The organism is Sphingomonas sp. (genome assembly GCF_035944535.1).
In the GTDB taxonomy this organism is placed as follows: Bacteria; Pseudomonadota; Alphaproteobacteria; order Sphingomonadales; family Sphingomonadaceae; genus Sphingomonas_B.
This window is the reverse complement of record NZ_DASZBC010000009.1, coordinates 67,722-80,992: the sequence shown is the minus strand read 5'-3', so window position 1 is coordinate 80,992 and position 13,271 is coordinate 67,722. Positions and strand designations below refer to the sequence as shown.

Here is a 13,271-nt window from a genome sequence, read left to right as displayed (position 1 = left end):
ACAGCCTCGGCGCATGGAAATCCATGCGCATGACTCGATCCTGATTATCGATTTCGGCAGCCAGGTCACGCAGCTGATCGCCAGGCGGGTGCGCGAAGCGGGCGTCTATTCCGAGATCGCGCCGTTCAACGCGGCCGCCGAAGCCTTTGAGCGGCTGCGGCCGAAGGGCATTATTCTGTCCGGTGGGCCGTCTTCCGTCACTTGGGAGGACAGCCCGCGGGCGCCGCAGCACATCTTCGATGCCGGCTTGCCGATCCTCGGCATCTGCTATGGCCAGCAGACCATGTCGCACCAGCTCGGCGGTGCCGTCGCGCCGTCCGAAAGCCGGGAATTCGGGCGCGCCTATATCGAGATTAGCGGGCGATCGGCGCTGTTCGACGGGCTTTGGGCGGAGGGCGAGAAGCATCAGGTCTGGATGAGCCATGGCGACCGCGTCGAGCGGCTGCCCGAGGGCTTCAGCGTCGTCGCTCAATCGGAGGGGGCGCCCTATGCAGTCGCGACCGACGAGGCGCGGCGCTTCTACAGCCTCATGTTCCACCCCGAGGTGGTGCACACGCCCGACGGCGGCAAATTGCTGTCCAACTTCGTGCGCCACATTTGCGGCTGCCCGGGCGACTGGACGATGGCCGAGTACCGCCAGACCAAGATCGCCGACATCCGCGCCCAGGTCGGCAAGGGTAAAGTGATCTGCGGCCTCTCCGGCGGAGTAGACTCGGCGGTTGCGGCGGTGCTGATTCACGAGGCGATCGGAGACCAGCTGACCTGCGTCTTCGTCGACCACGGGCTGATGCGCAAAGGCGAGGCGGAACAGGTCGTCTCGCTGTTCCGCAACAGCTACAATATCCCGCTCGTCCATGTGAACGCCGAGACGCTGTTCCTCTCTGGCCTGGCGGGCGTGAGCGATCCCGAGGCGAAGCGCAAATTCATCGGCAAGACCTTCATCGACGTATTCGAGGATGAAGCGAAGAAGATCGGCGGCGCCGACTTCCTGGCGCAAGGCACTCTCTACCCGGACGTGATCGAGAGCGTCAGCTTCACCGGTGGCCCGTCCGTCACGATCAAGAGCCACCATAATGTCGGCGGGCTCCCCGAGCGGATGAACATGAAGCTCGTCGAACCCTTGCGCGAACTGTTCAAGGACGAAGTGCGCGAGCTGGGGCGCGAGCTGGGACTGCCCGATGCGTTCGTCGGCCGGCACCCGTTCCCCGGCCCCGGCCTCGCGATCCGCATCCCGGGCGAAGTCACCAAGGAGAAATGCGACATCCTCCGCAAGGCGGACGCGATCTACCTGGAGGAGATTCGCAATGCCGGGCTCTATGATGCGATCTGGCAGGCGTTCGCGGTGCTGTTGCCGGTGCGCACCGTCGGCGTGATGGGCGACTACCGCACCTATGAATATGTCTGTGCGCTGCGGGCGGTGACCTCGACCGACGGCATGACGGCCGACATCTTCCCCTTCGACCCGCATTTCCTGTCGCGGGTGGCGACGCGGATCGTCAACGAAGTGCAGGGCATCAATCGCGTAACTTATGACTATACGTCAAAGCCGCCCGGTACCATCGAGTGGGAGTAGGCGCGGCGGCCTGCGCGGCGTAGAATGAGCGGATGGAGACTGGTTCCGGCAGAGCGATGATCGACGGCTATGGCCGGCGGATCAGCTATGTCCGCCTGTCGGTCACCGATCGCTGCGACCTGCGCTGCCGCTATTGCATGGCGGAGGCAATGACGTTCCTGCCCAAGCAGGACATATTGTCGCTGGAGGAGCTGGGGGCGCTCGGCGAGCTGTTCATTGCGCGCGGCGTCACCCGGATAAGGCTGACTGGCGGCGAACCGCTGGTCAGGCGTGGGATCGAGACGCTGATCGAGCGGCTGGGCGCCCGCATCGGGCACGGGCTCGACGAACTGACGCTCACCACCAACGGCACGCAGCTGGTGCGCTTCGCACCCTTGCTCTTCGAAGCAGGCGTGCGGCGGATCAATGTCAGCCTCGACAGCCGCGACCCCGAGCGGTTCCGGCACATCACGCGCCGGGGCGAGCTGGCGCAGGTGCTGGCTGGCATCGACGCGGCCAAGACGGCGGGGCTGCGCATCAAGATTAACATGGTAGCCCTGAACGGCCTGAACGACGACGAGATTGGCGATATGCTCGCCTGGTGCACGGACGAGGGGCACGACCTGACGCTGATCGAGACCATGCCGCTGGGCGATGTCGAGGGCGACCGCTCCGACCGATACCTCCCGCTCGATCGCGTGAAGCGGGAGCTGGAACGCCGCTTCGAGCTGATCCCGAGCCTGGCGCGGACCGGTGGCCCCGCGCGCTACTGGGACGTGGCACGCAGCGGCGTTCGCCTCGGACTGATCACGCCGCTCACCAACAATTTCTGCGCCGGCTGCAATCGCATCCGGGTGGCGGCGACGGGCACCGTCTATGGCTGCCTCGGCCATGATCAGAAGGTCGAGCTGCGCGACCTGCTGCGCAGGGGCGGAACCGAGGCCGTGAACGCCGCGCTCGACCGGCTGCTCGCGGGCAAGCCGGAGCGGCACCGCTTCGACATCGCCGCCGCCGCGCCGGCTACCGCTCGGCACATGAGTGTCACGGGGGGGTAACTTTCGTCATTGCAAGCGGAGCGAAGCAATCCAGCTCCGGGGCACATGGATTGCTTCGTCGCTCCGCTCCTCGCAATGACGGTGGGGATTAGAAATCAAGCACCTGCACCGTCTCGCCCGCCGCAAGTCCTACCTCTCCAGCCGGACGCCGGACGAGCAGGTCGGCGGCGACGAGCATCTTCTGCGCGCCGGAATCCTGGTTGGAGAGAAGGCAGAGGGTCTCGCCTTCCATTTTTGCGCGGGAGAAGGTCTCCCGATCGCCCGCTGCCTCCAGCGGCTCAGAGAGGGGAAAGGTGCGCCACCGCAGCGCCTCGGCCGGATCGCGGCCGGTCAGCCCTGCGATCAAGGGGGCGAGCAGCAGGCGCGCGGTGACAAGCGCCGAGGTGGGATTCCCCGGCAGCCCCATCACCAGCACCTCGCCCACACGGCCCAGCCAGACCGGCTTGCCAGGCTTGATGGCGACCTTGGAGAAGACCAGCTCCAGCGCGTCACCGAACATCGTTTTGGCAAAGTCGCGCTCGCCCACCGACGCGCCGCCGGTGACCACCAGCAGGTCCACCCCTTCGCAGGCCGCCCGGGCGCGCGGCTGCATCGCCGCGAGATCGTCGCGCAGACGGACGCTCCCGACCGGTTCCGCCCCCCATTGCCGCGCCAGTGCCGCCACGCCGAACGAGATGCTTTCGGGAATGGCGCCGGCGCAGAGCCGGGCAGCCCCCGGATTGGCAAGCTCGTCCCCCGTCGCGAGCAGGCGGACTCGGGGACGGCGGTGCACAGTCAGTTCGGCGATGTCGGCCGCCGCTGCCGCGACCAGTGCGCGGGGGGAGAGCAGCGTGCCCGCCTGCAGCAGCGTCTCGCCGGCACGGAAGTCCGAGCCTACGCGGCGGATGTGCGGCCCTGACCCGATGTCCTCGACGATGGCCGTTTCGCCATCACAGCGCACATTCTCCTGCATCATCACCCAATCGGCACCGTCAGGCACGGGAGCTCCGGTGAAGATGCGGACGCAGGTGCCAGTCTCTAGCTGCCCCGGATAGCCGGCGCCCGGGAAGGACTGGCCAATGATGCGGAGCGAAGCGGGCAAGCCATCGAGACCGGCCTTGCGCACGGCATAGCCATCCATCGCCGACACGTCTGCGGACGGAGAAGAGACCTGGGCTACCACTGGTGCGGCGAGCACGCGGCCATGAGCCTCGGCCAGGCGGACGGTCTCCGCAGGCAGCGGCCTGGCCGTGCCGGCGACCAGTCGCACCGCCTCGTCGAAGGAGATCACGCGCAAATGTCTCGCAGCCTCGGGATTTGGCCGGCGAGCGAGCAGGGGCGGTGGCGGCTGTCTAACTCGAGGCCCAGCACCAGATCCCAGGCGTCGCGGCACGCGCCGGTGGAGCCGGGCAGGCAGAAGATGAACGTGTCCTCTATCTGTCCGGCAAAGGCGCGCGACTGCAACGTCGCAACTCCGACCGTGCCGAGGCTCGCTTGGTGGAAGACGACGGAAAAGCCGTCCATCTCGCGCCGGAACAGCGGCTTCACTGCTTCCGGAGTCACGTCACGCGGCGCGAAGCCGGTGCCGCCGGTGGTGAGGATCAAGTCCACCTCAGGATCGGCGACCCAGGCGCGTACCTGCTGCCGGATCGCCTCGACATCGTCAGCGACGATGCGCTTGCCTGCGAGCACGTGCCCGGCCCCTGTCAGCCGCTCGGCGAGCGTACGGCCTGAGCTGTCCGTCTCCTCCGTCCGTGTGTCGGAAATGGTGAGCACGGCGATGCGCAACGGATGGAAGGTGAGGGTCTCGTCGATGCCCGGCACGGCCGATCTTCTCCAAAGCTGTGTCGTAAATGACTGCGCGCAATCGAAGCTCTGGACAAGCTGCTCAGGCTCGCTTCAAATCGGCAGCGAGAGGGGGAAAGGCGTGAAGATCAGATTTTGGGGAACACGCGGGTCCTTGGCAAAGCCGGGGCCCTCGACCGTGCGCTATGGCGGCAACACCTCGTGCGTCGAGGTCATGTCGAACAGCGGCACGCGGCTGATCATCGATTGCGGCACCGGCGCGCACGAACTGGGTCAGGCGATCCTGCGCGAGGGCGGCAATACCCGCGGCCATATCCTGATCAGCCACACCCATTGGGATCATATTCAGGGTATTCCCTTTTTCGCGCCTTTGTTCGTGCCCGGTAACAGCTGGGACATCTACGCCCCCCAGGGCTTCGGCGAGTCGCTGAAGGACACGCTCGCCGGGCAGATGGAATATACCTATTTCCCAGTCTCGCCCGACGCGTTCGGCGCCAATGTCCGCTACCATAATCTGGGCGAAGGCTGTTTCCAGATTGACGATTTCGCGATCTGCACGCGCTATCTCAACCATCCAGCGCTGACGCTCGCTTTCAAGGTCGACTGCGACGGCGCCAGCTTCGTCTATTCCTGCGATCACGAGCCACATTCGCGCGAACTGGCGGTTGGGGAAGGCATGATCCATGGCGAAGACCTTGCCCATGCCGAGTTCATGGCCGGTGTCGATCTGGTCATTCACGACGCGCAATATGTCGCCGACGAGTATGCGGCGAAGCAGGGCTGGGGACATAGCACGGTCGAATATGCGGTGACGATCGGCCGCGCCGCCGGCGCCGATCATCTTGCGCTCACGCACCACGATCCGATGCGCAGCGACGCGCAGATCGACGAGATCGTCGCCCGGCTGCAGGCGCAGATCGGCCAGGGCAAACCGCAGGTCTTTGCCGCTTATGAAGGGCTGGAGCTGAGCCTCGGCGCAAGAGACGTTCAATCGGCGGGACAGCTGCAGACCAACCTCGTCAGCGCGGTGCGGACAGGCGGCGCGCAGGACGACGCGGTCCTGCTGCTGATCGCGACGGACACGGACGTCGCCGACCGGATCGGCAAGGCCATCGCGCAGGAGCCCGTGCGTCTGTCCGTCGTCAGGGACTTGGACGAGGCTGCTTTGTTTGCGGCGACGTCCATGCCGTCGCTGGTGCTGGTGCAGGATGGGCTCGCGACCCAGCCCTTCGTGCCCGCTCGGCTGAGCGGAGCGGCGGGCGCCACGGAATTGCCGTTCGTGCTGCTCGGTGGCACCGGAGCGGCGGATCGGGGGTATTCGGACCGGCTGGAAGAGCCCTGGTCGGTCGAATATGCACGGACCCGCGTCCGCACCTGGCTGATGCGCGCCGAATGCCATTGGGCGCGGCCGCCGCTGCCTGACGACGAACAGGAACGCGTCGCGGCGCTGCATCGGCTCGGCATCCTCGACACGGCTGCAGAGGAGCGGTTTGACCGTCACACGCGAATCGCGGCTGCCTTGTTCCGCGTGCCGATTGCGCTGGTAAGCCTGGTCGATGCGGACCGGCAATGGTTCAAATCCTGCTTCGGCACCGACGTCTGCGAAAGCTCCCGCGAAACGAGCTTCTGCGCCCACGCGATTGCGGCAAACGAGGACATTTTGATCGTGCCCGACGCACTGCAGGACGATCGCTTCCGCGACAATCCGATGGTTTCGGACGGTCCGCGCATCCGCTTCTATGCGGGATCGGTGCTGCATTCGCCGGAAGGCAAGAGGATCGGCACAGTCTGCATCCTCGACGTGCGGCCGCGCAACTTGTCGGACGAGGAAAAGAAGCTGCTCGCCGATGTGGCGGCCGCGGTGGAAGCGGAACTCTGCATGCCGCAGCTGAAGGCCGCCTGAGCCCGTGAACATTCAGAACACCAGGCTGCGACGGCGCACCCATGCACAAGCAGGTGGCGACAGCGCGCGCGCGTTGCTGTGGCGGCTGATCTGGATTTACCAGGGCGGCTGCGCGGCGGCGGTTGTGATCACGCTGACCCTGGTGCTGCTAGGGCTGGAACTGACCGGCTATCAATGGCTGGTCATCCTCCTCATGCTGCCGATTGCGGTCGCCATCTACAATCTGGCGGACGTGTATGTGCTCCGGCGCCATGCCGTCCCGGTGATGAACGGGCTACGGTCGCTCGATCGCGGCGGCGACGCGCCGGAGCCGGTGCTCGCGGAAGGCTTGGTCCGCGCGCTGAACCTGCCCTATTTTTCGTTTCTGCGCGTGACGTTCCTGCATGGGCCGCTCGTCACCGTGCTTGTCTATCTGGTGCTAAGTTCAGCCAACTGGCTGGTCGGGGCCGGTTACGAGCAATGGCAGATCCTCGCCTTTTGCGCGATGACCCTGTTCTTCGCCTCGCCGACCCACGCCATCTTCGAATATTTCGCGGTCAGCCGCGCAATGGAGCCGGTGATCGTCCGCTTGAGCGGTGCGCTGGGCGGCACCATTCCCCAGGATTATCGAGAAGGCCTGATCGCCGTCCGGCTGAAGAGCAAGTTGCTCTATCTCGCCATCTTCGTGACCACGCTGCCGCTGATCTTCTTCGCGGCATCGATGGTGTTCAAGGTCCAGCGCATGTTCGCGCAGGTAGGCGTCACCGCATCCGAAGGCATGATGTGGCCCTTCTACACGTGGATGGTCGGCATCGTGCTCGCCTGCGGCCTGGGCTCGGTGATGATGGCGCTGCTGACCGCGCAGGAAGTGTCGCGATCGGCGATGCGGCTGATCGATTCCATGCGGCTGGTCGAAAGCGGCCGCCTCGACGATGTCGAACTGCAGGTCTTCTCGACCGACGAATATGCCGACATCTTCCACGGCTTCCAGCACATGCTGGACTCGCTGCGTGAGGAGCAGCGCATCCTTGCGATCAGCCACGATCTTGCCGGCGAACTGCAGCTGGACCTGCTGATCGCGCGGATCATGCGGGAGACGACGGAACTGCTGAATGCCGAACGTTCGACGCTCTTCCTTCACGATCCGAAAACGGACGAACTCTACTCGATCTTCGCCGAAGGGGACTCGATCACCGAAATTCGCATCCCAGCCGCTCGGGGCATAGCCGGCGCGGTTTTCACCAGCGGCCGGGCCGAAAACATCGCCGATCCCTATGCCGACCCCCGCTTCGACCAGAGCGTCGACCAGAAAACCGGTTTTCGCACGCGCTCGATCCTCTGCCAGCCGATCGTCAACAAGCATGGCGGGCGCATCGGTGTGACGCAGGTGCTGAACAAGAAGGGAGCCGGCTGCTTCTCCGAAAAGGACGAGGCACGCCTGCGGGCGTTCTCGGCGCAGATCGCCGTCAGCCTGGAGAATGCCAAGCTGTTCGACGACGTGCTCAGCATGAAAAACTACAATGAGAGCATCCTCGAGAGCACGTCCAACGGCTTCATCACGCTGGATGCCGAGAGTAGGATCGTCACTGCCAACACCGCGGCGCTCGAACTGCTCGGCGTGCGCGAGAGCCTGGCCGGCAAGCCGGTCGATCAGGTGTTCGCGGGCGAGAACCGCTGGGTGGTGGAGAAGCTCGAACGCTCCGCCCTGTCGGGCGAGACGCAGCTGGCGGTGGATGCAGAGCTTGTCCGCACCACCGACGTGCCTGCCTCGGTCAACCTCTCCGCCGCGCCGCTCATCGATGCGAACGAGCAGCGGATCGGGTCGATGCTGGTGATGGAGGACATCACCGCGGAGAAGCGCGTCCGCTCGACAATGGCGCGCTATATGTCCAAGGAAGTGGCCGACCAGCTGCTTCAGGCCGGCGAGGACGTGCTCGGCGGGCGCGACCAGACGGTCTCCATCCTCTTCTCCGACGTGCGCGGCTTCACCACCATCGCGGAGGCGATCGGCGCCCGCGAGACGGTCGCCATGCTCAACGAGTATTTCACGGAGATGGTCGACGTCATTCTCGAGAATGGCGGCATCCTCGACAAATATATCGGCGACGCGATGATGGCCTTGTTCGGCGCGCCGTTCGCCGGGCCGAGCGACGCCGACAATGCGCTTGCCGCCGCGAACCGGATGCTGGTCTGCCTGGCCGACCTCAATGCCAGGCGCGCCGCCGGTAACAAGCCGCCGCTTCAGGTGGGCGTCGGCATCAGCACCGGCGACGTGATCGTCGGAAATATCGGATCGTCGAAGCGGATGGAGTACACCGTGATCGGCGACAATGTGAATTTGGCCTCCAGGCTGGAAGGCGCGAACAAATTCTACGGCACCAGCATCCTGCTGTCGGAATCGACGCGCGCGAGCCTGACCCGGCCGGCGCTGACTCGCGAACTCGATCTGATCCGGGTCAAGGGCAAGGACGATCCGGTGGCGGTGCACGAGTCGCTCGACCATGCCCATGAACGGCTGAACGGGGCCTTGGACGAGTTGCTCGGCGCCTATAGCGAGGGCCTGAAGGCCTATCGCGAGCGGCGCTGGAAGGAGGCCGAAAGGTCCTTTGCGGCCGCCTGCCGCGTGGTCGCCGGCGACGGACCGTCGGCAATGTATATCGAACGCTGCCGCCAGTTCGCCAAGGCGCCGCCGCCCCCGGAGTGGGACGGCGTCTGGTCGCTCACGGCCAAGTAGATGGAGCTCGTTGCGGCCGATATCGGCGGCACCCATGCGCGCTTTGCGCTGGCGACTGTGACTGACGGCAAGGTCGCGTTGGGGCCGGAGACCGTCCTCAAGACGGGCGAGTTTGCCGGCCTGCCCGAGGCATGGCGTGCGTTCGAGCAGGCGCTGGGCCGGCCGCTTCCGCCCGCCGCAGGGATTGCGCTCGCCGGTCCGGCAGACGGCGATGTCGTGCGGCTGACGAACAGCGGCTGGGTGCTGGAGCGGAGCCGGCTCAACGCTCAACTCGGGGTGGATCGGCTGAGCCTGGTTAACGACTTCGCCGCGGTGGCGCATGCCGTTGCGCGTTGCGAAACCTTCACGCACATCTGCGGACCCGAACGGCCGCTCCCCGAACGCGGCGTCGTCAGCATCGTTGGGCCAGGCACCGGGCTAGGCGTCGCGATGCTGGTGCGGGGGCCGGAAGGCGATCGGGTCATCGCGACTGAAGGGGGCCATATCGAGTTCGCGCCGCTCGACCGTGAGGAGCAGCGCCTGCGCGACGATTTAGCCGGGCGGTTCGGGCGCGTCTCGGTCGAACGGGTGCTGTCCGGTGCGGGATTGGGCGAGATCTATGCCTCTATCACCGGACGTGATCCCCCGGAGCCGGCCGAGCTGTGGCGCCTGGCGCTGACCGGCGCTGCCCCGGTTGCTGTCACCGCACTCGACCGTTTCTGCCGCATCCTCGGCTCGGCCGCCGGCGATCTTGCATTGGCGCAGGGCGCCGATGCGGTGGTGATCGCTGGCGGACTGGGCCTGAGGCTTGCCGAGCATCTGCCCGCGTCGAGCTTTCCGGAGCGGTTCGCGGCCAAGGGCCGGTTCCAGGCCCGAATGGAGACGCTGCCGGTCAAGCTGATCACTCACCCGCAGCCGGGGCTGCTCGGCGCCGCGGCTGCCTTCTTGTCCGAGCACGGCGGATAAAAGAAGGGCCCCGCTCCAGGGGTGGAAAGCGGGGCCCCATCTCAGGGAGTCGTTCTGCAGCGGGGGGTGAGTTCGCTGCGTCTGGACAGCTTATCGTTGCAAGCTGTCACCAAATCATGTCGGGTAAAGGTAAATTTTGTCTCAATCTGTCGCATCTTTCGCGACGGCTTCGAGACGGCGTTTCGGCGCTTCGGGCTGTGGACGCTGCTGCATGGTGCTGAACTGGATGCCCGGTAGCTCGCGGCGGATCAGCGCCTCGCCCTCCCGGACCGTCGGCACCGGATGTTCGGCGATCACTTTGTCGCCCAGGCGGAAGACTGCACTGTAAGGCTGCGGGCCTTCAGGCGTCAGCCGGACCCGCCCCAGCACCACCTCCGGCGGCTTGATGAAGAAGAGTCCGGATTTCTCGTCGATGCTCATGCGCTCTCCAACAGGCTCAGCGGCAACAATGTGGAACGGCGCGCGGCGTTCCATTGGCAACCATGCGGGGCTCCAAGCATTGCCTGCCCATGCAACGATTCTTCATCCATGTCTGGAACGGCACCGGCTTCGTGCCCGACGAAGAGGGCCAGGAGCTGCCGGGGCCTGAGGCGGCTGTCGAAACGGCCATCGACAGCGTCCGCTCGATCGTCAGCGAGGATGCGCGTTACGGTCTCATCGACCTCGACGGGCGGGTGCGTGTTGACGACGCCCGCGGGCAGACTGTGGCGGAACTTGCTTTCCGCGATGCCTTCACCCTGCGCCTGGAAGGCGACGGGTCATGATCGATACGTTGCTGATGAAGCTGCGCAAGCGCGACGAGATCGGGCCGGACGAAGAACAGGCGTTGCGCGATGCGGTGTCGCAGGCGCGGGACTATCCGGCCGATCTGACCTTCATCCGCCGGGGGGAGGAGCTTGACCACAGCACATTACTCGTGAGCGGCCTGATGTGCCGCTACAAGGATCTGCGGAGCGGCGAGCGTCAGGTGACCGAACTACATGTCGCCGGCGACTTTGCCGACCTTCACTCCTTGACCTTGAAGAAGCTCGACCACGAGCTGATGACCCTGACGCCGTGTAAAGTCGCGATTTTCCCGCACGACAATCTGAAGCGGATTACCGAGGAGTTCCCGCATCTGGCGCGCGTACTCTGGTTCTCCACCAATCTCGACGCCGCGATTCACCGGGAGTGGGAAGTGTCGCTCGGTCGCCGCGATGCGGTCGCGCGGCTGGCGCATCTGTTTTGCGAGCTGCACACGCGGCTGGAGATCGTAGGACTGGCCGATCGGGGCGGCTATGATCTGGCCCTGACCCAGACCGACCTGTCCGAATGCACAGGGATCACGCCGGTGCATGTGAACCGCAGTCTTAGGCTGCTGCGGGAGGACCGGCTGGTCGAGTTTCGCGAGCGCCGGGTGATCGTGCTCGACCGTCCGGGGCTGGAGCGCATCGCGGAGTTCGATCCTGCCTATCTCTACCTGGAGCGCCGCCCCCGCTGATCCGATGCGGCGTCTTTTCGAGCACGCTCCTAATCATATGATAACGCGGCGGTGTCGCACACAAGCTACGCATCTGATCTGCCTATCGAATCTTGAGGTGGACCGGCACAGCGGCAAGCACGCCCCGCCACGGTCCTGACGGGGGGTCATGAGCCGCACTTCGTTCGACGTGATCATCCGGAAATTCGAGACGCGGGCTGAGCTGGGGCCGTTGGAGCGGGAGGCGCTCCGTTCACTGCCCTTTCGGCCGGTCGCGTTCGAGCCTCAGGCCTATATTTCACGCGAGGGGGAGCGGCTGCAGAATGTTCATCTGCTGCTGTCCGGCTTTGCCTATCGGCAGAAATCTCTGGTCGACGGCGCGCGGCAGATCATCGCAGTCGGCATACTCGGCGATTTTCTCGACCTGGAATGCGCCCTGCTCGAAGTGGCGGATCACAATATCCAGGCGTTGACCCGGTGCGAGGCGGCGGCCATCCCGCGCGCGGCGATCGACAGCCTGATCATGGCTCACCCGGTGCTGGCCCGCACCATGTGGACCGAGACATTGGTGCACGGCTCAGTTTTCCGGGAGTGGATCGCCAATGTCGGCCGCCGCGATGCCCGCTCCCGCCTCGCCCATCTGCTTTGCGAATTTGCGCGGCGGCTGGAGGTGGCCGGCCTTTCCGGCGAGCATGCCTATGAGCTGCCGATGACGCAGGAGCAGCTTGCCGACACGCTCGGCCTGACGCCCGTTCACGTGAACCGCGTGCTGAAGCAGCTGGCGAGAGAAGGCCTGATCGAGCGCGAAAAGCGGTTCGTTCGAATACTGGATTGGGAGGCGCTGCGTCGCATCGCGGGGTTTAACGAGGTCTATCTGCATCTAAAGGCCGGAACGGTGGGCGTTCGTCCGGGCCGGGTGGGAACTCTTTAGCGCAGAAAAGAGGTGATCTCGGCCGCGACACGCTCGGGAATTTCGAGGTGCAGCCAGTGCGTGGCGTCCAGGATCACCGCTTTGCCCTGCACGCATTGGTCGGTGCTGAGGCGCGCAAGGGCGGTGTCGAGGAAGCAATCCTCCTGGCCCCAGAGCAGCCTGGTCGGCACCGGAATTCGACTGATCTGCTGCCGGGAGAGTGGCAGCGCCCGATAGTAATTGAGCATGGCAGTGAGCCGGCCCGGCCGCGCCCAGGCTTCGGCATAGCGATCCAGTTCGGCGCGGGTAAAGGTGCCGGGCCTGGCCGAGGACTGCATCGTCGAGCGCAGCATCGCGAAACCGAAAGCCCGAAGCGCGGCTTCGGGCAGCAGCGGGAGCTGGAACCAGCCGACATAAGAACTGCGCAGCGCCTGGGTGGGATGACGCAGCGCATAGCCGGTCCACACGTCCGGGTGCGGCGCGTTCAGGATCACCAGTCGCTCGACCCGGTCGGCATGGCGTGCCGCCGCGGCCCAGGCGACCAGCCCGCCCCAATCATGTCCTACCAGGTGAAACTGGGCCAGCCCGAGCGCGGTCGCAAGGCCGGCGATGTCGTCGGCCAGCCGCTCGATCCGGTACTCGCTCACTCTTTGCGGCGCATCCGACAGATTATAGCCACGCATATCGGGCACGATCACTCGCAGGCCCTCGGCGGCCAGCGGATCGATCACCCGTCGCCACGCCCACCAAAACTCCGGAAAGCCGTGCAGCAGGAAAACGGCCGAGCCGTCGGCGGGGCCTGCCTCCACGACATGAAGCTTTATCTCTTCGACGGACATGCGGCGCTCGCGCCATCCGGGCTGCATCAGATCGGCCATGCCGCCACAGCGCCTGGTAAGGCGTGGCGTTCCCCTGACATGCCGAGAACAAAGGACTGTCGACCGCGCGA

At 65.5% G+C, this 13,271-nt stretch carries 12 protein-coding genes; 8 read left to right on the top strand and 4 right to left on the bottom strand.

Translation table 11 applies throughout. The features are described 5' to 3' along the window. The first annotated feature begins 13 nt into the window (after positions 1 to 13). The gene (guaA, locus tag VGT77_RS09750; protein ID WP_327462003.1) at positions 14 to 1,573 is read left to right on the top strand and encodes a glutamine-hydrolyzing GMP synthase; all 1,560 of its coding nucleotides are present in this window, start codon (positions 14 to 16) and stop codon (positions 1,571 to 1,573) included. Positions 1,574 to 1,605: 32 nt separating this feature from the next. Next, positions 1,606 to 2,607 (top strand): GTP 3',8-cyclase MoaA, encoded by a 1,002-nt coding sequence (moaA, locus tag VGT77_RS09745; protein ID WP_327462001.1) that lies wholly within the window; start codon positions 1,606 to 1,608, stop codon positions 2,605 to 2,607. An 88-nt stretch (positions 2,608 to 2,695) separates the two neighbouring features. Here moaA and VGT77_RS09740 read toward each other — a convergent pair whose 3' ends face one another. After that, positions 2,696 to 3,877 carry a molybdopterin molybdotransferase MoeA gene (locus VGT77_RS09740; RefSeq protein WP_327461999.1) on the bottom strand — a complete coding sequence of 394 codons (1,182 nt, stop codon included), beginning with the start codon at positions 3,875 to 3,877 and terminating at the stop codon, positions 2,696 to 2,698. After that, on the bottom strand, positions 3,874 to 4,410 hold the full coding sequence (gene moaB / locus VGT77_RS09735; protein WP_327461997.1) for a molybdenum cofactor biosynthesis protein B: 537 nt from the start codon (positions 4,408 to 4,410) through the stop codon (positions 3,874 to 3,876). The genes VGT77_RS09740 and moaB overlap by 4 nt, the downstream gene beginning before the upstream one ends. 103 nt (positions 4,411 to 4,513) lie before the next feature. Here moaB and VGT77_RS09730 point away from each other — a divergent pair, with 103 nt between their 5' ends. The 3 genes from VGT77_RS09730 to VGT77_RS09720 are packed head-to-tail and all read left to right on the top strand — an operon-like array spanning position 4,514 to position 9,953. Beyond that, complete coding sequence (locus VGT77_RS09730; protein ID WP_327461995.1) at positions 4,514 to 6,295, top strand: MBL fold metallo-hydrolase; 1,782 nt, start codon at positions 4,514 to 4,516, stop codon at positions 6,293 to 6,295. A gap of 4 nt (positions 6,296 to 6,299) precedes the next feature. After that, a complete protein-coding gene (locus tag VGT77_RS09725; RefSeq protein WP_327461993.1) occupies positions 6,300 to 9,008 on the top strand; it encodes an adenylate/guanylate cyclase domain-containing protein in 2,709 nt (902 codons plus the stop codon). Continuing rightward, positions 9,009 to 9,953: a glucokinase gene (locus VGT77_RS09720; RefSeq protein WP_327461991.1), complete on the top strand. Its 945-nt coding sequence runs from the start codon at positions 9,009 to 9,011 to the stop codon at positions 9,951 to 9,953. Between the two features lie 141 nt (positions 9,954 to 10,094). Here the strand turns inward: VGT77_RS09720 and VGT77_RS09715 are convergent, their stop codons facing one another. Beyond that, complete coding sequence (locus VGT77_RS09715; protein WP_327461989.1) at positions 10,095 to 10,373, bottom strand: hypothetical protein; 279 nt, start codon at positions 10,371 to 10,373, stop codon at positions 10,095 to 10,097. 89 nt (positions 10,374 to 10,462) lie between these two features. Between VGT77_RS09715 and VGT77_RS09710 the strand changes: the two genes are divergently transcribed. The 3 genes from VGT77_RS09710 to VGT77_RS09700 all read left to right on the top strand — a co-directional run bounded on the left by VGT77_RS09710 (position 10,463) and on the right by VGT77_RS09700 (position 12,343). Then, complete coding sequence (locus VGT77_RS09710) at positions 10,463 to 10,717, top strand: DUF6894 family protein (protein WP_327461987.1); 255 nt, start codon at positions 10,463 to 10,465, stop codon at positions 10,715 to 10,717. Continuing rightward, positions 10,714 to 11,433, top strand: coding sequence for a Crp/Fnr family transcriptional regulator (locus VGT77_RS09705; protein ID WP_327461985.1), 720 nt, complete (start codon positions 10,714 to 10,716; stop codon positions 11,431 to 11,433). The genes VGT77_RS09710 and VGT77_RS09705 overlap by 4 nt, the downstream gene beginning before the upstream one ends. A gap of 148 nt (positions 11,434 to 11,581) precedes the next feature. Further along, a complete protein-coding gene (locus VGT77_RS09700) occupies positions 11,582 to 12,343 on the top strand; it encodes a Crp/Fnr family transcriptional regulator (protein ID WP_327461983.1) in 762 nt (253 codons plus the stop codon). Here the strand turns inward: VGT77_RS09700 and VGT77_RS09695 are convergent. After that, on the bottom strand, positions 12,340 to 13,200 hold the full coding sequence (locus VGT77_RS09695; RefSeq protein WP_327461981.1) for an alpha/beta fold hydrolase: 861 nt from the start codon (positions 13,198 to 13,200) through the stop codon (positions 12,340 to 12,342). The genes VGT77_RS09700 and VGT77_RS09695 overlap by 4 nt on opposite strands. Positions 13,201 to 13,271 lie beyond the last annotated feature (71 nt).